Origin of the sequence: Deinococcus taeanensis (assembly GCF_020229735.1) — a bacterium.
In the GTDB taxonomy this organism is placed as follows: Bacteria; Deinococcota; Deinococci; order Deinococcales; family Deinococcaceae; genus Deinococcus; species Deinococcus taeanensis.
In genome coordinates this window covers 22,203-42,849 of sequence record NZ_CP083460.1, presented here as the reverse complement: position 1 = coordinate 42,849, position 20,647 = coordinate 22,203, and the positions used below count along the sequence as shown (strand labels likewise).

The following is a 20,647-nucleotide window of genomic DNA, read 5'->3' as shown; positions in this document are numbered from 1 at the left end:
GCCCGCGGGCCCAGGCGGGGACGAAAGTGACCAGCGGAACAGCACGTGAAGAGGCGGTCAGGTCATGGCACACTGCACGCATGCCCGACCCTGCTTGCCCGGCCGTGCTCCTCTCGGAATGGTCGGCAGCACGTCAACTGGGAAGTGGGCGTGCGCTCACCTGGGCGCAACGGGGTGACGTGCGCGTGTGGCGGTCGAGCGTCGGGTGGTTGATCCGGCCGGATGAACCTGAACCGGACGGCACCGCCTTTCCAGTGGTTCTGGTGAAGCGCCTGAGCCGAGCGGAACGCCTGACGCTGCCCGCGGTGTCCCTCCCGGAATGGGCGGACCTGCACGGGCATCCGAAACAGCGCGTGGCCGCGTGGGCCGCGCAGGGGCGGCTGCCCGTTTGGCGGAGCGGCAACGCGTGGCTCATCGCGCCCGGCGCGGCGACGCCCCCCTGGCGCGGCCACGCTGAGGGGTCGCAGGAAGCGGCTGGGGCGTGACGAGAGGTGCGCCTGACGGGGATGTCGTGGAGCTGGGCCGCAGGTGCAAGTCCGGAGTGGCACCGTACGCTTGCCAGTTCCAGTTGGAGACTGTGAACGCCTGACTGTTCCCCCCTTTTAACTCACCAAGCAGGTGCTACGGTGACGCATGACCGACGACTCCCCACCGTCTACGTCGCCCCACACGTCCACGAGCGTGACCGTGGACGGTCTCGAAGGCGAGCACGCCCGCGTTGAACTCGTCGATGGGACCGTCGAGATCTGGCGGCTCAGTGACCTGCCCCGGGACGTCCAGGAAGGCGACATCCTGGACGTCCGGATGGAGAACGGGCACCGGCACGTCCGCATCGACCGGGCTGAAACGCGGCGGCGCACCCAGCACGCCCAGGCGGAGTTGAGCGACCTCAATGCCGGCAGCCCGGACGGGGAGCTGGAGCTGTGAGGCGGCTGGCGATCCTGGCCCCGCTGTGCCTGGGGGTAGTCTCTGCTCAGGCCGCCCCGCGTGGCGTGCTGACCATCCGGTTCCTGGATGTCGGGCAGGGCGACGCGGTGCTCATCACCAGCCCTGAAGGGAAGAACGTCCTGTACGACGGCGGCCGCAGCGAGGCGAGGCTGAAGACCCTGCTCACGCAGTACCAGGTGAAATCGCTCGATCTGGTCGTCGCGAGTCACGCGGACTCGGATCACATCACCGGCCTCGTGCCCGCCGTGCAGATGTTCAAACCGAAGTACTTCTTGAACAATGGCCTGGCCGGGACCACGCAGATCTGGCAGAAGCTCGTCACCGCGGCGACGCAGGCCGGTACGCAGGGCCTGATCGCCAAGAGCCAGGTGATCAACCTCGGCAGCGTGAAGCTGACCGTAATGCCCCCACCGCCAGGTATGAAAGACCAGAACACCAACAGCGTGGGGCTGCTCGTGACGTACGGCTCGTTCCGGGCCCTGATGACGGGGGACAGCGAGACGCCGGAAACGAAAGCGTGGCTGGGGCAGCTCCCCGCGTCCACACTGGGGCCGATTGACGTGTATAAGAGCATTCACCACGGCGCGAAGAACGGAGACAACGCCGCCTGGTTGGCGGCGGTCCGCCCTGCGAACGTCGTGATCGGTGTCGGGCCGAACAATTACGGCCACCCGACCGCTGAAGCGCTCGCGCTGTACAAGAAGGCGAACGCCGCGATCTACCGCACGGATCTCAACGGCACCGTGACTGTTACCGTGCAGCCCGGCGGCACGTACCAGATCAGCGCGGCGAAGGGTACCGGCACCGTCGCCACCCGCAGCCCCACCGCCCCCAGGGTGACGCCCACGCCGATTCCAGCGGTTCCAGGCGTGGTGTATGCGAACTGTACGGCGGTTCGGGCGGCCGGGAAGGCGCCGCTGCGGCGCGGCCAGGCCGGGTATTCAACCCAGCTCGACCGCGATGGCGATGGGGTCGCGTGCGAATAGCGAGCTGCCGCGCGTGAGCCTGACTCGGCAGGCGCCACTGGCGGCCCCGCTGCTGGCGACGCTGTGCGGTCTGCTCGCTGGGGTCACGCTGGGCCAGCAGCTCACCACGCCCTTGCACCCGGGGTGGTGGCTGTGGGCGCTGACGCCGCCCGTCCGGCTGGGGGTGACGTTGCTGTCGGGCCGTCGTCGCGGCTCGCGGCTGTTCGCGGCGGGCGTGATGTTGTGTCTGGGTTAGGTGTTCGGACTGTTGTTGCGGCTGTTTCTCGTGGCTGCGCTGACGGTCATGGTGAAAGCCGCGACCAGCTGATCTGTGGTGTTGGTCGGAGCCGCTGGGGAGCAATGGCCGCTCGTAGGTGAGGCGGGAAGGCTGTGAGTGCTGCGATCACTCGAGGCCTCGCTGGGAGACTTCTGTGGTAGAATTACGCTCTAGACGTAATATATTTATTCATTCGCAAGGAGGCAGAACCATGTGTGGTCGAATTGAATTCACCCTGTCCGAACGAATGCACCAGACCCTGCGCGACACCTTCCAGATCGACGCGGCTTCGCCCGATCAGCCCGAAATCAAACCCACCCAGGCCGCCCCATTCCTTACCCTGGACGAGGCGTGGACAGTACGTTCGGGCCGCTGGGGCCTCATTCCGCCTGGACTGGATCTCCAAGCCGCGAAAAAGTACGCCACCTTCAACGCCCGCATCGAGACCATCGAGCGCAGCAAGGTCTTCAAGGACGCGTTCAAAGCGGGTGGCCGCTGCGTAGTGCCCCTAAGTGCCTTTTTCGAGTGGCCGAACAAAAGCAAGGTCCGCATCGCCCGGCCGGATGACCGGCCCCTGCTCGCCTTGGGGCTGTGGGGACAGCGGGACACTCCCGACGGCCCGCTGCTGAGTTGCACGATCATCACCCGCCCGCCCACCGAGGACCTCGCCGAGGTGCACGACCGGATGCCGGCGCTGCTGCTCACCCGGGACCTGGACGCTTGGCTACGCGGTTCAACGTCCGACGCCAAGGCCGTGACGACGGGCAGCTGGCGCCCTGGTCTTCTCACCGTCACTCCTGCGAACTGACCCGTCTTTGAGGTCAGTGGGTAGGGCGGTCCAGTCATCTCTGCCAGTGATCCGGCTCATGCGGCCTGCGCTTGAGAAAAGGCGTGGCCAGAACGGATGTGAATTGAGATCCAGGGGCCAGGTTTACTTGGGCCCTGTGGCTTACTCTCCCCTCCCCTGTGCCAGCAGAGGCCTCAACAAACAGCAGGAAGATGGGTAAGCGCCGGCGAGCAGGCGGGAGCCCAACTTTTCACCCCGCTGAAGCCGGCGCGGAGGCAGGGACAGGGTAGGGGTTCGGTGGGGGGCGTAGTGCGCCTAGCCAAGGACCTTCAGGTACGAGAAGGCTGGGTACACTGCAGCATGGAGGTTCAACGATGCTGGTGCATATCACCTTGAATCTGATAGAAGCAGGGTCGAGGCTCAGCAAGAGACTGTGATTGAGCTGCTGCAAGGTGCGGGTGTCCGCGAGATCAACGTCAAGTTTCTCAAGCGATACTCGTTGGTCTCAGGGATAGTCGACGAGAGTCAGGTCGCAGCGGTAGAGGCTCTCAGGTTCGTGGCCGCGGTGGAGCCTGACGGTCCAGTTTTTGCCCTCTGATCGCTGTGTTGCCGGCCCCAAGAGGTCAGCGAGATCCCTTCAAAGACCTGGCTCATAAGCCTCGTGCAGCCTCGGCCGAGAAGGCTTCGTCCGGCCCACTCACCGCGCTTGACAACGCATCCAGAACAGAAGTGGCGGTGAAGGTCATGACCCTAGTGATGGTCCTCCAGGTGGGCCTTGCCTTTGGCGTACTGGGCAGCGCCGAAAGTGTGGTGCAGCTGTGTCTGCTGGCGGTGTGGGCGCCCCTTCTGGGTGACCAGTATGGGCCGGGGGGCCGAGGTCCTTTGGTTCAGTGCACCGCCGGACGTGTCGGGCCAGCGGTGAACTGCTGGGGCGCGCTGGGTTGACGCCCCTCTCCCTGGGAAATATGCTTATTAAGCATATTCGTTGGTGACAGGAGTTGAAGAGGATCTCAATGGCACAATCCGCTGACCTTCGCTGCCCCCTTCACCGAGCCAAATCGGCACGTAGCATGGCGCCCACCCGGTCCCACACTTCGCGCCCCCTGGAGACAACCTGGCCCGTTCTACGCGCCGGTGGTAAGCATGTCCTGTGACGCTGAGTTCACCGTTCCCGTCCTGCTGCTGCTCGTGCCTCCAGGCATGACATGGCCCCGGCGTCCACTGCTGCAGGCCATCAGCGGGGTGGCCCTGACCTTTGATCCGAGCGCGCCCGTGCAGGTGCGGCGGTCGGCAGCGGAGCAGCCCGGCCTGACCCTGACCTTCCAGGGGACCTGGACTTGCGCCCGGCATGAAGTGTGGACAGCCGTGTCGACCCTCGTCAGCACCTATGGAGTGCCCCATGGGCCCAGCTGACCTCCGAATCACCGACGTCTGGGCTGAAGGCGACCACCACACGTGGGTGACGCTGAACGACGGGCAGACCCGCCTGCTGAATCTGGAGCCCCTATGCACCCTGCGCACGCACCACTCGCTGCGGTGGCCCCAGATTGCCCGGCAGCCGGTCCCGTCGCCCGATGGGCAGCATGTGCTCTGGCCGTCCGGCGCTGCGCTGGACCTGGCCTCCATCCGCGCCGCGCCGCACGGCGCACTCCCGGTGGGGCTTGACGCCCTGCTCCCGCAGGCGCAGCGGTACCGGCCCATGCTGCCGTACCTGAAAGGCCTGGAGCCCGCTCCGCATGCCTATCTTGACGTGCGCCCCCTGGACCGCCTCCTGCCGCTCCTGGGCCTGCGGCAGAGCGAATGGCGCAGCATCGCCGAACGGTACCAGCCGGTACCCGCTGAGCTCGTCCACGCCCGGCTGAGTGACCTTGCCTTGATCTTGACCAGCCTGGTCCCGGCCGCGCTGCTGCCCAGTCTGATCCGGCAACCGTGGAACCACGCCCTTCAGCGCTGCCCACACCAGCCGCATGTTCACACGGCCGCTGGCTGCATCCGGTTCGGCCGCCTGGACCTGATTGAGACGCCCCTGTTGATGCTGCTGAGGGCGCCGGCAGAGGCGCCTCAATCGGGGTGCGTGGTACATTTGCGCTGTGAGACGGTCCAGCGCCCTTCGGCGTCAGACGAGTGCGAAGGGCGTGGGGGAAGCGAGCAACGTGGTTGGTAGACGGGTGCGTGAGCTGCGCCTGCGCCGCGCGCTGACCCTGGCGGATCTGCATGAGCGGATTCGCCAGGAGTCAGGTTTTGAGATCAGCCAGCCGACCCTGACCCGCATTGAGAAAGAGAAGCGGAGCGTGTATGACTTTGAGGTTGTGGCGCTGGCCCGGGCGCTGCGCGCGGACGCCCGGTGGTTGTTGGGCATGATTGATGAGCTTCCAGACAGTTCGGAACCGTCCCCCGGGCACCCTTGACGCTCAGGGCCTCTCGGGACGCCCGGGACGCAAGGTCAGCTGCTGAAGGGCGTCCTGCCGCTGGATGACTCGGAACACCTGCTCTGAGTGGGCGTCGCCTGGCGTCCAAGCCAGAGCGAGGTGCGCCAGGGGCGAGCGGCCGGCCAGCTCGGGATGAGGACGGCGCCACCATGTCCGGATGCGCGTGGCAGGGCCGAGCGGCAGTTGCAGAGCAACGGCTGCACTGACCGCTTCGAGCCGGGCCTGCACGTGAGCGGGGAACGTCCCGCGGCTGCGTGCCAGGGCGAACGTTGCGGCGGTCACCCCGGAGAGGCGGCTGAGGTCCTCGTCGCCAAGAAGTGCGCAGAGCGCGTCCACTGAAAGGCTTTGTGCCAGTGTTGGGGCACCAGTGCTGGGTTCGGCGGGGCAAGGGACGAGGCGGCCAACGGGGCGGCCCGCTTCAAGCAGGAGAAAGTCCTGACCGTCCGCCAGGGCCCGCAGGATTGCCCAGGGCCGTGACTTGAGGTCGAAGACGGTGAGAGTCTGAGTCATGACGGCGCTCCGCTGCTGAATATGCTTATTAAGCATAAATTATTGAAGGGCTTGGGGACAAGGAGGGGAGCTTTCCGTGCCCGGCAGGATCAGTTCATGCCTTGCCTCGGCGCACGCCCCTGACCTACAATGAGTGTCTTACCCCTTTTTGCGCCCCTCCTCCGGGAAGGAAATCCACCCGCAAATAAACAGGCTCTTAGAAGGCACATCACGTGCGGCCACGTCCCCCCCGAGCCGCATCCGCCTTGAACGATGACGCAACGTCATCGCTCCGACCTGTCAATTCGGGGGGATCATGTCCATCGCCAGTGGGCCCACGCGGCCACACCAGCCCAGCCACCTTATTTTCCGGAAAAAAGGTGACCTCTACGCCGTCTATGACGGATGCCGTCTCCTGCGCGTCCTCAGCCGCATCACGACCCACCTCGCCCGAGCGCACGGCGGCAAGCTGGCCCAGCAGTGCGCCCGCCTGCTTCACCGCATCAACCAGGCCGGAGCATGCGCAAATTTGGCTTGGACTGCCAAGCCGGGCGCCGTCCGGCAAGCCATCGAACAGGTCTTCCGGGATCAGTACGGCGTACAGGTCAAACATGGGCTCTTGTCTGTCCGCCTGATGTGCGGCGCCCGGCCTGCCAGCCCCCCCACCACGATCAACACCGTGCTTTATCTGCTCAAACTAGCGTTTGCTGCCCTCAATACACTCAAGCTACGCGCAGATCACCCCCTTGACGCCATGCGCTGCAGCGCGCGGCAATTGCGCCGCCACCAACATCTCCTGCGGCGCAGCACATTGCATGACGGCACGCTGTCCCGCACCCCGTTTGGGTACTACCAGATTCAGAAAGGCGCCGTCATCCCGCAGGGCGTCCTCGATAATCCCGAACTGCCAAGCCTCCTGCGTAAGGCCGCGCGCGCTGCCATGTGGTGGCTGCGGGACCTGGCTGTGCTTGAACTCCTGCTGTGCAGCGGCGCGCGCGTCGCCGAAGTGTGCGGCATGACGTGGGCTGGCATGGACACAGCGGGTTTAAACGCACGTGTACGGCTCCACACCAAGGGACAGGGATACAGTCCACGCAAACTCGTGGACCTGAGCAACGAGGCAACGCGCGCCCTCCTCGCGTACTTTCTGACTGAACGGCCCAAATACGACGAGCATCACAGCGGCTGTGTCAAATGGCTCAGAACAAGGGCGTGGACCCCCGAGCGGTACCTGGAGTACCTGCGGCGCGAAAAGATCGATCCAGCCAGTGTCCCGGTTTTCTTGACCGAGCGGAAAACCCCGTATAGCCCCACGGCGTTCTGGGCGGCCGCGTGGGCCAAACTGCGTCGGCGCAGCGCCCGGCACATGTCGTGCGGTCAACTCATCATCTCCCCGCATCACATCCGCCACTGGTACATCAACGCTGATCTGGACCGAATATGGGCGGAGCACGGCGACGAGGAATTCGGCTGCGTGAAGGCGGTCGAGGCGTACGTCACGGACATGGGATGGCTGTCCTGGCGGTCCCTACAGCATTACGACCACCGCGGCGCCGTGACCTTTTTGATGCAGGCCTGGATGCGGACAATTGCATCGAAAGCCGCTCCACCGCCCCCGATCATGAACGGCCTCCTAGACGAGTTGCAGGCTGACGGGATCTTGCCACTGCCTGTGGGGACCGCGTGATCACTGACCTGGCCTCACGCCTCGACCCTCTGCTGGGCGCCCGCGTGACCGCCTGGGGTGCCTCGGGCGCGCCTAGACCACCAACCAAACTCCTGTCCAGCCTGCACGAGATGGTGGTCGCCTGCGAACCCTGGGCCCCGGCGCTGGTCACGTATGTTCTTGAGAGTCCCCCCCGCAGTGGAACCAGCGTCGATGGCAGGTGAGGAAGCTCAGGAAAGTATGGAGCGAAGCTTGGGAGGCGCAGGGCCGACCGGCTCAGTTCGCCTCCCTCAGTCCGAGCGGCGACTGGATGACCCGGTGGGACCGCGACCAGAGTATTCGGGTGGGGTGGGCCCTTGACCGTGCCTTGGCTGAGGGCCGCGCCCCGGCTGATCTCCACGTCGCGGCACAAGCCCTCCTTCCCGGCCGCTACCTGACAGCCCTTGGCTGGCTGAACCTCACGCACCTGCCTGCGGTGATCGTCTCCCTCCTGATCTCCCGCTCGGAATCAGAGCATGGGGCGAATCCCCGGTTTGCAGACCTTGCCAAGTGGTTGTGGAGCCAGCAAGATGCTCGGCTGGCGGCTACCTGTGGCTACATCGCCGCAGCCATGATGGGCGAAAAGAACGCTCGCGGCCAGGAGCGCAATGCGCCACGAACGATCTCCGGCACACTCTCTTCGCTGGCCCCACTCCTTCGCCGCCCCGAGGAGTCCCCACTGACCCCAGGCAACATCAACACCTACTTACGAAATTACGCCCTGGGCGTCAGTGAGGGCACCAGCCACCTCATGGCGTCAACACGGGTACAAAACCTGCGGTTGTACATTGTGGCAACGGACGCTCAGACAAGGTTGATTGAAAACGAACCTCACCTGGAGGGCCAACTCGCTCCCTGGGCACTGCCACTCTTCTCGGCACCCCTTGATCTGGATGACCTCCTTCTCCAGGCCCGCGCGGACCAAACGGCGCGCCGACAGCGCAGGCTCGACGCGCTGATGCCGAAGATTTTGCCTCTGTTTCTAGTGAATGAATGCCGCTCTTTTGCGTTTCAGGCACTCTATGCCGCAGCGAAAGAAGCGCGGCTGCGGTTCGTCGAGGGGGGACGCGCACCCCTGCAGTACGACGTTACCTTACCCGATCACTCGGCCACCCTCTCCTTTCGAATCACTACAGACCGTCACCTGGATCAGGAGGCGAGGGACATGGGCAGCGCGCTGCCCAATCGATTCAGCCACGCCGACGTCGTCCTCACCGAATATCTAGGGGCGTATAGCCCGAGCGGCGAACCTCTCGAAAAACCTTTTTTCGCTGTTTTACACGACGCTTGGTATGACACGGCCCTCCGGCAATGCCTGCTGGGGGCCGGCCATAGAAAGCTCGACTTCACCCAGGGACGGTCGGGGGTAATGAGGCCATCAGGAGGTCTGCACCGCCTCTGCCAACAGCACTACGCGTGCGCGCGTGCAGCAGGTCAACAGCCACGCGTCCTGCTCGACATGGATGCGTTGAGTGCGGGTGTTGCCTACGGCACGCTCTTCGTCCTGCTGACCCTTGCGACCGGAATGCGCATCCACGAAGGTCAGCAGATCCGGATCGACAAGGGGTATTCAGGTAGAAGTGAAGGCTACTTCACGTTCCAGGTGCTCGCGAAGTACGGAAAGCGCGCTCCACAAACGCCGACATTTCATCAGGTGCCGAAAAGACTCAATCCGCACATCACCCATCTCATGGCCCTTCACGAAGAGCGGTGGCCAGGCTGGCCGGTACTCCATCCAGAACGCGCCAAGGCAATGGGCTACACCACTGGAAAGTACCTGTTTTCGACGGGTACTGCTTGCCTCCTACAAACTCACCTGCGCGGCTTAGCGCGTCACTGCTCGCTAGGGGTCGAATTGGAAGGACTGGCAGATTTCTTTGCCGCCCATGACCTTAGGTATGCCAATACCCTCGCCCGGTTGGACCTGGGAACACCACTGCACGTCATTCAAGAGGGACTCGGGCACCGATATAAAGACACCACCCTGACGTACACATTTGGCCAGACGACCAGTACCACCCACCTCCAACCCATACCGCAGCAGCTGACCCTCTGGGAATCCCTTCAGGCCCGCCTCCCAACAGGACTATGACCGACCCAACCCTGAATCAATCTGCCCCACGCAGAAATTCCGCCCAGTCCAATCTGCGCTTGGTCAAACAGGCGCTGGCCTTTCTCGCGGAACAACAGGTGCATCTCCCACCCTCCAAGCGGAACCTTCGGGTTTCAAATGTGATTGCCACGGTCCGGCAATTCGACCCAGATGCACGGATGCACCGCTCTATCTTCACTCGTAATCCAGAGGCGCGGCGCTTGCTGGCTGAGGCCCAGGACAGGGACCTCACCGCGGAACTCACCCCCGACTTCTCGAAATTCACCAAGTGGCCGCCCCCTCGCCGCTTCACCACTCGGGCCATCAGAGCCCGGAAAAAGAAGTATGTTTCCAGAGAAACACAACACAAAGCGCTCGCAGAGTACGTGGTTTATCTGGAGGAACAGGAACAGTACCTGCTGCGTCGGCGCCAGCAGTTCGAAGCCATTGGGTGGGTTTCGGGACCATGGCCGACCAGTCAGGTCTACCCTGACGATGAATTCGTGCCATCCTCTGATGTGCAGCGCCGCTACCAGCACTACTGGAACTCACGACAAGAATTTCTCGCGCGCAAAGCCATCCGTCTTGAAGGGATGATCGCCGAACACCGGAGCCACCTCGAGAACCTAGACTTCGCAATGCTCCGAGAAGACGTGATGAGCCTCCAATGACCCCCGACCGTGTTGCGACACAACTACTCCGCTCAGTACAAGGCGCACATGACGGACCGACGATTTTAGATAACACTTAAAGATCCCTATCGTGGGCTTACAGGGATTTTCCGCTCTAGGACCGTGCGCAGCCGAAGCAACAAGGTAGCGAAAATCAGTTCTAGCCGTGCAGGACGCTATTTGTCCGCAGATTGATTGACTCTGCGTGCTAGACGTATTTTCTGTAGTTATGACGTCTGGCGGAGACGTTGTGTTGGCCGCTCGCATCAGTGAGCGCTCGTCCCGCATGCAGTATCCAAAGTAGGTAGGCTCTGGAAAGAACCCAGACTCAGGTCAATGTCGAGTTCCCCTTGGGCGTGCGCGGTTGAGGCTCTGTGGCGCGGTCTTCGCGGCGACCTTCTGCAGGTGCGCGAAGGTGTCGTGGGCGCGCGGCAGGGTCCCGCGCACGCCCATGAGCCGCGTGGCGCCGCGCTGGCGCGCGATGACGTCCCACCACTTAGCCGCGAGGCCTGCAACGTCCCCAGGTGGGTGCGCTGCGCCCAGCGTCCCCAGCAGGTGGAGCGCCCACGGCTGCACACCCGGAAAAGCAGTTCGCACCACCTGTTCGAGGTGTACTTCGGCTGGCGCTGCCAATGGTCGGGCGCTCAGTTCGTCGTCCTGTGTGTTCTCCGGTCTGTGGACCACTTGGATGGTCCGTGCCCACCAGTATCGAAGCGCTGGCGTGTACCGCAGGGCGTCGGCGCCCCAGCCGGCGTGCGGCTTAATCTCTCCGCGGTTGAGCGCGCGTTGCGCGGCCTGCGCCACCTGATGGCGTTGCGGGCTGCCCAACGTATTGAGCAGGACGTTCAGGTAGACCACGTCGCGGGTGGTGGGGTGGTGGACGAACGTCATGGCGGGCCTCCCGGCCTCGCAGTCTATTGGTAGTCCGTTGACTGTCTGAGGTGCACACTGGAGCATGGATACAGATGTTCTGGTGGCGGATCCACTGGACCAGTACTGCGCCCGGCTGGACCATGTCTTGACTCGTCCAACGCAGCGCGAAGCGCTGCGTGTCTACCTCCAGGGCTTGCTGATCGGCACCGAACGGCATAAGACGGCTACCGGGCTGGCCAACACGGAACCCGGCAAGTCCGGAAGTCACCACAAAGCGGCTCAGCGACTGCAGTGGTTTCTCTCGGAAAGCACCTGGAACCCGGATGCGCTGCATCAGGCGCGACTGGACCTCATGCGCACCGTGAAACGCACCGCGCCAACAGAAGACGCCGTGCTGGTCATCGACGAGACTGGTGACCGCAAGTACGGCACGCACACTGCGCACGTGGGCCGACAAGACCTGGGCAGCCTGGGCAAAGTGGATTCAGGGATCGTGACGGTCCACGTGCTGTACGACACGCCACAGGCCTACTGCCCACTGCAATTGAGGCCCGACACGCCCGCGCATCACTTCCCACGCAAGACCAGCGATCCGGCCTTCCGTACCAAACCTCAATTGGCCGCCGAGTTGATTGAAGCGGTGCGCCATAACTGGCCGTACCGCGCCGTGGTCGCGGACTGCCTGTACGGACGCAACGAGTTTTTTCTGACATCCCTGCTCAGGGAGTCGGTTCCCTTTGTCCTGGCGCTGCCCAGTTCATACGCCTGGTGGCACGAGCAAGGTGAGCCGGGAGGCGTCGAAGAACTGGCGCTGCTTGCAGCGCCGACCGACTGGCATCCGTTCACCCGTACGTTTGCCAATGGCGACGAACGGCCGTTCTGGATCACTGAAGCGGCTGGAGGGCCGTATGGTCCTGGGCGCGCGTTGCGCCTGGTGGTCGTGACACCGGATCCGGTGTCACTCCCGGCTGACACCACCCAGTACCTGATCACGAACCTGCGCGAGGACGAACAGGACGTGTCGCCGTTCCGGGTGTCGACGCCTCCGGCCTCTTCGCTTGAGGTGGCGCGGCTCTATGCGCGCCGTCCCCGGATCGAGCAGGCGTATCGCGAAGTGAAGCAGCATCTGGGATGGACGCATTGTCAGGCCAGATCTGATCTGGCGTTGCGACGGCATTGGAGTCTGGTCTGCGCGGCGTTCTGTTTTCTGCATTGGTGGGACGATCAAGCGCCTGCAGATTCTGACGCAGATGCGCATCAGGCGGGTGCATCGCACCCGCCCGGTTGGAGTGTCCTGTGACGTCAGGTCAGGCTGTGGCTGGAACCCTTCGTGTGGGTGTGGCGAGCCTGGCGCGCGTACACCACCATGCGACCTCCTCGGCCACTCCGACGACTCCTTCAACGGGTGGGACAGGGCGACCCACTTCCGCTCTATATCGCGTAAATGACGTCCAGGACATCATATGTGCCTACAGTCAACGGACTACCACTATTGATCACGGCGTTGCTTTGTATCGGTCGCCGCCGAACTTCAGGTGTCTGGGTGAGCTTGATCGCCGACGGGGCTGGACGGGAGCAAGGCGAACCTGTGCCGTTATCAATAAGGGGAACCGGACGCGCAGTCAGCTCAAGATGACCAGGCCCCGGCTCCAGGTGAGCCAGCCGCCGAGGGAGGGCTGCTCAAGGTAGACGGTGGGCTGCGACTGGTCACCGCCTTCCCGCTCAGGAGCAGAACGGCATCAGCTGCAGTTGTTCCGTGCGGGCGTCGATCACCGGGGCCGACAGGCCCTGCCGTTCCAGGATCTGCCCCCGCACCGGTTCGGCTGTGGAGCCCGATCACGTGAGCACCTGCTGAACCTGCCAGAGCACTGCATCCCGCGCCTGCGCGGGGTGCCCTTCCTTTGCCACGCGGGTCAGAGCCAACCGGCGCTGTTCAACCGGGTTCATGTTCAGCTGATTCGAATAAGCGTGACCGTCAAGACCCCGCCTGAGCGGGGCTTATCAGAAGACTTGGAGATTAGAGCGCGCTGTCTGTGACGATGGACCCTTCGGCTTCTCCAACAGATTCCAAAGTGCGCTCATTTCGGAATTCAGGCCGGATGATGCGCTGAATGTGGCGGCCGTAGATGTACGCGAGGCCTTGCGGCGACGGCAATGCCACGCAGCCCGCCTGCTGCTCGGCGACCTGCAGAAGCGTCGACAGCTCGCTCTCGTCCACACTGAAAGACACAGGACTGGCATGCCCGGCCAAGTGAATGGCCACGTTCTCTCTCTTGGTCATGCCACAGCTTATCCACTCGGTCCGGGGAATGGGTGGAGCTATCCGTCAATCATCACGGGGTCCAAAGGCGTCATCTTCGGGGATTTCGTCCGGGGCAAGGTCATGGCCAGTATCGCCGTCCATCCGCTTGGCCAGTTCCACTGCGCCGCGCTCAACTCCCTTGACTTTTAGGGGTTGGGCCGAATTCAGTGTCGCTTCGTCTGCCGTTGCGCCCAGGCCGGTGACTCAGATGCTCAGTTCCACGCGCGTGACCATGCCCAAGTCTATGCATCGCCCTGCTCTCCGGCGGAGCATTGCCGTCACCCGAATCGTCCTGTACGGGGGCCGCCTACCCAGTTCCGCTTCCCGCTGCGCCAGGACGTCTCCTCTGTGGGGCCGAGCACCGGGAACGCCGGCTGCAGGGCGCGCGCGGTTGAGGATGTACAGGGCGATGGTGGGCGTTGTGGTCGGCGTCCACGTCCTCCACGCCGATCCGCGCGATCAGCAGTGCCTCGCTGATCGCGCCTCAGAAATACTGGCTTTGACATCGGTCATGTTCGAGCAGGGCATGGGAGGCTGGCACGGAGAGGTAGATCTGAGAAGGTGGTCCTGGACAAGACCAGCGGGTCGTCAGCGTCGTCTGGGTCTGGTTCGCCCGCTGAGCGTGAGGAGGGGACGTAGGGATTCGCGGGAGTTCAGTCCCAGGATCTGCTGGATGGTCTGTCGGGTGTGGGGCGTGAGGACTGGGACCTGGGTGAGGAGCCGCAGCCCGGCGGCGTGGCGCAGGGCGTGCCAGGCGCGGTAGGTGACGTCGGCGCGCTGGCAGAGGAAGTACAGTTTCTTCCGCAGGTGGAACGCTGTGGCGTAGTCGAAGACGGGCCCGGTGGCGCTGAACAGGGCCGTGTGGCCGCGCTGGTGGCCCCAGCGCTCCAGGGCGCCCATGAGGGCTTCGCTGGCCTGGACGGTGCGGCTTGGGAGCTTGAGCTGGCCCAGGGCGAGGTCGATGGCTTCGAAGGTGAGGCCCAGGACTTCAGGTCCAGTCAGGCCCCCGTGGGCGCCGAGGAGCACGAGGGTACGTTCCTCGAGGTTCGCTTCAGCAAGGAGGCGGTCGACGTCGTCCGGGGGATAAGCCTGCCGGTGGTCGTGGGGGCGGTTCAGGGCGCCTTGCACGCCCCGGAAGGGATTCCCCTCAACCAGCCCCTGTTCCTGCAGCAGGTCGTACAGCGTGCGGACCTGGGTGAGGCGGTTCTTGTGCGTGGCGGGCGCGTACTGAGCGGCCAGCCAGGCGCTGTAGGCCTGTGCCTGGGCGTGGTCGGCGTTCACGACGGAGTGCCCGGTTTCTTCGATCCAGCGGAGGTACACGCGCAGGCCGCTGAGGACGTTCAGGTGTGTGGCATGACCAGGGGCACCCGGCAGGAGAGGCGTCAGCGCATCAAGCGCTCCATGCAGGTCTCCCCTGCTCAGCAAATCTTGGAGATCGGTGACGTCCACAACACCAATATATAGAAGGAAGTTTTCCTAAAAACCATCCTTGCTATGCCTCTGCGCATGCCTAAGCTAGGGGAGAAGCAGGGGCAGAGAGGGCAATGGTGGCCGAGCGCGACGGCCGATGTGTCTTCTATATACTGTCAAAGCACATCTGGAGTAGAGGGGTTGACCCACCCGGAGGTGTGCAGGCCCACACCCAGATTCAATACTTCTGACGACCCTGTACTCCCAACGGGCTGGCCTGCGAATCCTGTAGCCTCGCGACAACCGATGGACTCGTTCCCGTTCCTTCAGACTGCGCCGGGCCGCACGTGACGGGCCATCTGCACGTGCGCTGCGCCGTGGACGTCGACGGCGCGGGCCGTCCGGTCCGCGTGACGGTGGCCGGCCACGTCTGGACCGTGCAGGAGGCCACCCTGCCCCCGCTCGCCGCACCTGGGGATTCAAGCAACCGGACCGCTGGCAGGTATCGTTCGCCGGGGTCACGCTGGACTTGTACGCCCGTGAGTACGCGCCGGGCGCCCCGGGCCTCACGTGGTGGTGGCTGGTCCTGCGGCAGACCAGCCTCGCGCCGCTGAACCTGCAACTGAACGCCGGCGGACGCGGCGTGGCGCCGCTCGAGTAGCGCCGGACCCTACTGACTCGCGCACCTTGCGACTGACGTCGTGGTTGACCAGGGCCGTCGATCCGAGTAGTGGGAGACGCTGGGCCTACAGGATCATTCAGCGGTCTATGGGCTCATCCAGCCGTCGCGGCCTCCCTCCTGCACGGAGTTCAGACCCTGTGCCCCGTCCTGGGCCCGCATCCCTCGCATCCACCCGGCGCCGCTCACCCTGACCAGCCAGCGCGTGTGCTCAGACCGGACGATAACGGTCAGAGGCGACTTGACGAACTTGCGGGAAGAGACTGGGCGAGTGTTGACGAACTTGCGGGATTGGCGGGCGTAACATGCTGACGAACTTGCGGGATTCCAGGGAAAATTGTCTTTCTGGACGCGCTTCGGCCAACTGATATTTCGTTCCGAACGGCACTACAGACGAACTTGCGGGATTCCAGGAGCGCTTCGGCGAAAACACGCGAAAAACGAGTCAGGCACTACTGACGAACTTGCGGAATTTCGCAGGCTGGAGCGGAGTTCGGCGACGATCAATACTGATGAACTTGTGGGATTGGTACTGACGAACTTGCGGGAAAGTCTCGACTCCGACCTGACGAACTTGCGGGATTTCAAGGCGAAAATACAGACGAACTTGCGGGGAAATGCAGACGAACTTGCGGGGTTTCCCTCGATTTTGACCGTCCAGCACAGAGTTCGACCACCCCTTTGATGTTGTCATCAATCTGTTAAGAAGTAAAAAAAAGACAGAACAACAAAGAACAGGGCAGTGCCACCGCACCTCGGCCCGTTGGGTAAACTGAACCAGGAGGCCAGGGTGACCAACGCAGAAGAGCGCGACCAGGGAGCGATTCGACGCTTCGACGAAGTGAATCTCTCCCAGCACTCACTGATCTCCGTCAAGGAACGGGTTACCGACGCCGACCTCAACTGGACCGTCACGTACTCCCTGAACGGCCGCGACTACAACGTCAGCTGCCGCGGTCTCCCGGACTACGGTAGTCCCCACGGCATTGACACGGACGTCAGCGCCGCCATCATCAACCTCTTCATCGAACTGGGCTGCCCCGACGACGACACCATCAGCGTCACCGCGTACCAGCTGCTCAAAAGCGCTGGCCTGCACATCAACGGCCAGAACTACATCAACCTGCGGCTGAGCCTGATGCGCCTCGAAGGCACGCAGTACGTCATCAGCCGCACCTGGCGCGACGCCAAGCGCGGCCGGTGGACGAGTTCTACCTTCCGGTACCTGGACAAGGTGGCATTCACCGGCAAGGCTGCTGAAGAGGTCGACGAGCAGAGCCTGATCTGCGTGACCCTGCCGCGCGACGTCACGGCCAGCATCCGCGCGGGGTACCTCAAGCCGCTCCACCTCCCGTTCATGCAGAGCCTCAAGCGGCCCCCCACCCGGGCCCTGTACCGCCTGCTGGACGCCCAGCGGATCGACCCGGAACACCCCGAGCGGCGCATCGGTGCGTTCGAAGTGAAACTGATGGACTGGGCGCAGGCCTGCAAGCTCAACAGCGACCGCCCGGACATGATCCGCCGCGCCCTGGCCCCAGTCCACAAGGAACTCATCGACCGCGGCGTGCTCACCAGTGTCGAGTACACCGGACGCGGTCAGAAGCAGATCGTGACGTACGTCTTCGGCGAGGTGGCCGCGCCGCCAGACCCCCGCATCGTGGCGGCGCTCATGCAGGGCGGCGTCACCCGCCCCGTGTCGGAGAAACTCGCCCGTGAATTCAGTGCAGACGTCATCGAGCAGGCCGTCGCGCTCCACGCCGCCCTCCTGAAAGACGGCTACAAAGCCCGCAGCAAGGGTGGTCTGCTGGTTGATGTCGTCCGGAACCCAGGCAAGTGGTTGTGGCAAGTTGTTGAGGTGGTTGTGCTTCACGGAAGCAGAGGGGCTGCGGGAAGGCAGGCGGCTTGAAGTTCAGGCCGCCTGCCGCACGGTTTCTTGCCACGTCTTGAAGGCGGTCTGTTGGTGGTGACGCCGGTGGCGAGCGGGAACGGTGGAGCGAGCAGGGTGGTGAAGATTCGTGATGCGGGCGTGCAGGTTGAGAAAACCTTGTGCCCGCTGCCGTGACCGGAAACCTCGCTGCTGATGTTCCTGGCGTCGTGTCGGGCGGTGGGATTGTTCGATCAGGTTGTTACAGCGGGCCGTGGAGACGATCTGGACGTGCTCCACGCTGTGGAGCACAGGAAATTCCCGAAGAGCTGCGCCGTCACTCCGAAGCTTGTCGGTATGGATGACCTCCGGCACGTCGTATTCCTCCAGCAATCGGTGGAAGAACGATCTGGCGGCCTCGGTGTCGCGTTGTTCCTGAAGGAGGACGTCCAGCACGGCTCCGTGTTCGTCGACGGCCCGCCACAGCCAGTGTTTGACACCGCCCACGTCCACGCACATCTCGTCAAGGTGCCACCGGGAACCCCGTCGGGGTTCTCGATGGCGTAGACCCTGGGCAAAGGGGTCGCTGAACTTGATACACCAGGTCCGAATGGACTCGCGGGTGACGGCGATGCCCCGTTCCAGCAAGAGTTCCTCGACGTCCCGGTAGCTCAGGGTAAAGCAGTGGTAGAGCCAGACGGCGTAACTGATCACCGCAAGGGGGAATCGGTAACCAGGGAGTTTCTGACCGCTCAGCACCGCGTCACCCTACCTCAACAACTTGCCACAACCGTCCCTAGGGTAGCGGAATCACACATAACGTTATGTGTGCCTGGAAGATGAGGACCATCTCGTGTGACCTGAACATCTCCGCCATGCCCCGCTGTTCAGATCGTTCCTGGTGCAAAACAAGTCGCTCTGCCTGGAGTTGCGGAAAGCGCGTGTCCCAGCAACTGTTCAGCGTAGAGAGCACTGGGCTCTCCCTGCACGTACTGGTCAGCAGCCTGGTCCTCATGTCTTCCGAAACACCCCTACCCCCTGTTGCGGACTTGTGGAATTGGGGCTCCAAAACCTGTTGCGGACTTGTGGAAATGCGACGTGGCCCTATTGCGGACTGGTGGAATTCAATGATCCACACTATTGCGGACTTGTGGAGCTCATATTGCGGACTTGTGGAATTGGGGCTCCAAAACCTGTTGCGGACTTGTGGAAATGCGACGTGGCCCTATTGCGGACTGGTGGAATTCAGTGATCCACACTATTGCGGACTTGTGGAGCTCATATTGCGGACTTGTGGAGTCACGAAGTGACGGCATTGCGGACTTGTGGAGTTAAGCTCTTGTTCCTATTGCGGACTTGTGGAATTGCTATTGCGGACTTGTGGAATTCGAAGTGAAAACAGTGTGCCAGACGCTCGATCTCGGTAAGCTTTGATGATGATCATCAATCTTTTTAAACAATCTTTTATCAGTAAACGCCCAAAAGAATGATCAACAATCAAAGGACGTCACGAACGATTCTCCGACGACCCAACCAGCGCTACCATAAGGCGTGTCACGGAAAAGGGCGTCCGAAGCGCAGACAAGTCAGGAGCTGATGCTCTCCAGTAGCGAGGAACGCAATCTGAACCGGCTCTCCCTGGTCCTGGCCGCCTCGCGTATACCGGACACCATGACGTCCTGGACACGCTCCTGGTCGTCCGCCGATCACCTCGGCATCACTGTCAACGTCAGTTGCGTCGCCAGTGCGAACGACGTGGTGCCGCACGGCATCGACAACGACATTCTGTTCGGGCTGACCAACGCCTACATCGGCGCAGGCATGCCTCAAGACAACACATTTCGCGTGACGGCGTATCAACTGCTGGTGTACGCCGCGCTCCCCATCGGTGGGCACAGCTACGCCGCCATAAAACCCAGCCTGACCCGCCTGCGCAACAGCACCTACACCATCACGGATAGCTGGTACGACCGAAAGGACGAAACCTATCAATCCCTCAGCACCAGCCTGATCCAGAACTGGAAAGTCATCGAACGGCGGCGAGCCCCAACCCATTTCGAGGAAGAATTCCTGACCGCTGAAGCATTGTTTCAGGTCACCCTGGATCCCGACCTTGCGCGGAGCATCCGGCTCGGCTACATCCGGCCAGTCGACCTGAACATTCTCAGGAATCTCAACCAGCCGTTGACGCGCACGCTGTACCGCAAGCTGGAAGACGAGAAGAACCCGGTGGACCGCCCACAGCAGCTGGTGTATCAGACGGCCCTGTTGCCCTGGGCGGAGCGGCTGGGGATCAACGGCCGGCCGGACACCATCCGCCGGGCACTCCACGCGCCTCATCAGCAGCTGCTGGATTCGGGTTTTCTGGCGGACGTCAGCTATATCGGGCGCGGCAAAGAGCAGGACGTGCAATATGTCTTCGCGCAGACCACGACATCACCGGCCCGTCCGGAGGCCGTGGCGGCCCTGACCAGCCGCCGCATCACCCAGGGCGCTGCTCTGAAGTACGCGTCGGAATACGGTCTGGAGGCTGTGAAGGAGGCGGTACGGACCTACGATGCATTGATCGCCGGCGGCTACCGGGCCAAGAACACGAGTGGGCTCCTGGTGGATATTCTCCGCAACCCGTTGAAGTACGCCGTGACCGAGGAGACTACCGTCCAGAAACCCTCTTCTCCAGCCCGAACCAAAGCCCCAGCTGAGCCGCTGCTGGCGGCCCCTGAAGACGAGGAGCGCTCTGTCCAGACCGCTTGGTTCATTCTTCGAAAGATCATGCTCCCTGAGGCGCTGAAGGATACGGCGACCGAACTTTATCTACGTGGCCTGGTCACTGCCGCGGAGCTGGCCGCGCTCAAGCAGGACAGCCAGCCTGCACAAACGGTGCTGCTTTGGGGCAACCGGCAGGGCTCCCCCGGCACAACCGACCTGGTGGATTGAAGGCGGATCGGGCGTGGAGAGTTATGAACTCTCCAGTGCGGGGGAGGCCAAACTGGATGTACGCCAGGATGGTGGAAGGCCCTCAAGGTGCCTCATCCATTGACGATGCAGCGGAACCGGTCTTCTCCTGATCTGAGGAATCCTGAGCTCGATGCGACTGAGCGGCCTGAATCCAAAGTCAAGAATAGGTCTGTTGGGCGACACAAGGGCCGTGAGGGC

At 63.1% G+C, this 20,647-nt stretch carries 19 protein-coding genes and 1 pseudogene; 15 read left to right on the top strand and 5 right to left on the bottom strand.

Going from position 1 to position 20,647, the window contains the following annotated elements; all coding sequences use genetic code 11:
• The first annotated feature begins 80 nt into the window (after window positions 1–80).
• The 8 genes from LAJ19_RS21515 (at window position 81) to LAJ19_RS21480 (ending at window position 5,385) form a co-directional block, all read left to right on the top strand.
• A complete protein-coding gene (locus tag LAJ19_RS21515; protein WP_225524852.1) occupies window positions 81–485 on the top strand; it encodes a hypothetical protein in 405 nt (134 codons plus the stop codon).
• A 148-nt stretch (window positions 486–633) separates the two neighbouring features.
• Complete coding sequence (locus tag LAJ19_RS21510; protein WP_225524851.1) at window positions 634–927, top strand: DUF3006 domain-containing protein; 294 nt, start codon at window positions 634–636, stop codon at window positions 925–927.
• Window positions 924–1,934, top strand: coding sequence for an excalibur calcium-binding domain-containing protein (locus LAJ19_RS21505; protein ID WP_225524850.1), 1,011 nt, complete (start codon window positions 924–926; stop codon window positions 1,932–1,934). Before LAJ19_RS21510 ends, LAJ19_RS21505 begins: the two co-directional genes overlap by 4 nt.
• 13 nt (window positions 1,935–1,947) lie before the next feature.
• Window positions 1,948–2,169: a hypothetical protein gene (locus LAJ19_RS21500; RefSeq protein ID WP_225524849.1), complete on the top strand. Its 222-nt coding sequence runs from the start codon at window positions 1,948–1,950 to the stop codon at window positions 2,167–2,169.
• 232 nt (window positions 2,170–2,401) lie between these two features.
• The gene (locus LAJ19_RS21495) at window positions 2,402–2,998 is read left to right on the top strand and encodes an SOS response-associated peptidase (protein ID WP_225524848.1); all 597 of its coding nucleotides are present in this window, start codon (window positions 2,402–2,404) and stop codon (window positions 2,996–2,998) included.
• 1,122 nt (window positions 2,999–4,120) lie between these two features.
• Window positions 4,121–4,390, top strand: coding sequence for a hypothetical protein (locus LAJ19_RS21490; RefSeq protein ID WP_225524906.1), 270 nt, complete (start codon window positions 4,121–4,123; stop codon window positions 4,388–4,390).
• Window positions 4,377–5,141, top strand: coding sequence for a DUF2442 domain-containing protein (locus LAJ19_RS21485; RefSeq protein ID WP_225524905.1), 765 nt, complete (start codon window positions 4,377–4,379; stop codon window positions 5,139–5,141). Before LAJ19_RS21490 ends, LAJ19_RS21485 begins: the two co-directional genes overlap by 14 nt.
• Window positions 5,142–5,145: 4 nt before the next feature.
• A complete protein-coding gene (locus LAJ19_RS21480; protein WP_255639978.1) occupies window positions 5,146–5,385 on the top strand; it encodes a helix-turn-helix domain-containing protein in 240 nt (79 codons plus the stop codon).
• 3 nt (window positions 5,386–5,388) lie between these two features.
• Here LAJ19_RS21480 and LAJ19_RS21475 read toward each other — a convergent pair whose 3' ends face one another.
• Window positions 5,389–5,916, bottom strand: a complete 528-nt coding sequence (locus LAJ19_RS21475) for a hypothetical protein (protein WP_225524903.1) — start codon at window positions 5,914–5,916, stop codon at window positions 5,389–5,391.
• Between the two features lie 295 nt (window positions 5,917–6,211).
• Between LAJ19_RS21475 and LAJ19_RS21470 the strand changes: the two genes are divergently transcribed.
• The 3 genes from LAJ19_RS21470 to LAJ19_RS21460 all read left to right on the top strand — a co-directional run bounded on the left by LAJ19_RS21470 (window position 6,212) and on the right by LAJ19_RS21460 (window position 10,363).
• Window positions 6,212–7,582 carry a tyrosine-type recombinase/integrase gene (locus tag LAJ19_RS21470; protein WP_225524902.1) on the top strand — a complete coding sequence of 457 codons (1,371 nt, stop codon included), beginning with the start codon at window positions 6,212–6,214 and terminating at the stop codon, window positions 7,580–7,582.
• 289 nt (window positions 7,583–7,871) lie between these two features.
• A complete protein-coding gene (locus tag LAJ19_RS21465) occupies window positions 7,872–9,692 on the top strand; it encodes a hypothetical protein (protein ID WP_225524901.1) in 1,821 nt (606 codons plus the stop codon).
• Entirely contained in the window at window positions 9,689–10,363 is a 675-nt protein-coding gene (locus tag LAJ19_RS21460; protein WP_225524900.1) for a hypothetical protein, read from the top strand. Before LAJ19_RS21465 ends, LAJ19_RS21460 begins: the two co-directional genes overlap by 4 nt.
• 333 nt (window positions 10,364–10,696) lie before the next feature.
• On the opposite strand, the gene LAJ19_RS21455 is transcribed toward LAJ19_RS21460, so the two are convergent.
• A complete protein-coding gene (locus LAJ19_RS21455) occupies window positions 10,697–11,254 on the bottom strand; it encodes a hypothetical protein (protein ID WP_225524899.1) in 558 nt (185 codons plus the stop codon).
• 64 nt (window positions 11,255–11,318) lie between these two features.
• On the opposite strand from LAJ19_RS21455, the pseudogene LAJ19_RS21450 reads away from it, so the two are divergent.
• Window positions 11,319–12,680, top strand: a pseudogene (locus LAJ19_RS21450) (IS701 family transposase).
• Window positions 12,681–13,253: 573 nt separating this feature from the next.
• Here LAJ19_RS21450 and LAJ19_RS21445 read toward each other — a convergent pair.
• Both LAJ19_RS21445 and LAJ19_RS21440 read right to left on the bottom strand, forming a co-directional pair.
• Complete coding sequence (locus LAJ19_RS21445) at window positions 13,254–13,517, bottom strand: hypothetical protein (protein WP_225524897.1); 264 nt, start codon at window positions 13,515–13,517, stop codon at window positions 13,254–13,256.
• Between the two features lie 609 nt (window positions 13,518–14,126).
• Entirely contained in the window at window positions 14,127–14,987 is an 861-nt protein-coding gene (locus LAJ19_RS21440) for a tyrosine-type recombinase/integrase (RefSeq protein ID WP_225524896.1), read from the bottom strand.
• A 490-nt stretch (window positions 14,988–15,477) separates the two neighbouring features.
• Between LAJ19_RS21440 and LAJ19_RS21825 the strand changes: the two genes are divergently transcribed.
• Both LAJ19_RS21825 and LAJ19_RS21435 read left to right on the top strand, forming a co-directional pair.
• Window positions 15,478–15,609, top strand: a complete 132-nt coding sequence (locus tag LAJ19_RS21825) for a hypothetical protein (RefSeq protein WP_255639977.1) — start codon at window positions 15,478–15,480, stop codon at window positions 15,607–15,609.
• Between the two features lie 808 nt (window positions 15,610–16,417).
• Entirely contained in the window at window positions 16,418–17,533 is a 1,116-nt protein-coding gene (locus LAJ19_RS21435) for a replication initiator protein A (protein ID WP_225524895.1), read from the top strand.
• 3 nt (window positions 17,534–17,536) lie between these two features.
• Here the strand turns inward: LAJ19_RS21435 and LAJ19_RS21430 are convergent, their stop codons facing one another.
• Window positions 17,537–18,247: an IS6 family transposase gene (locus LAJ19_RS21430; protein ID WP_225524908.1), complete on the bottom strand. Its 711-nt coding sequence runs from the start codon at window positions 18,245–18,247 to the stop codon at window positions 17,537–17,539.
• Window positions 18,248–19,087: 840 nt separating this feature from the next.
• Between LAJ19_RS21430 and LAJ19_RS21425 the strand changes: the two genes are divergently transcribed.
• Complete coding sequence (locus tag LAJ19_RS21425; RefSeq protein ID WP_225524894.1) at window positions 19,088–20,428, top strand: replication initiator protein A; 1,341 nt, start codon at window positions 19,088–19,090, stop codon at window positions 20,426–20,428.
• The last annotated feature ends 219 nt before the right edge of the window (window positions 20,429–20,647 follow it).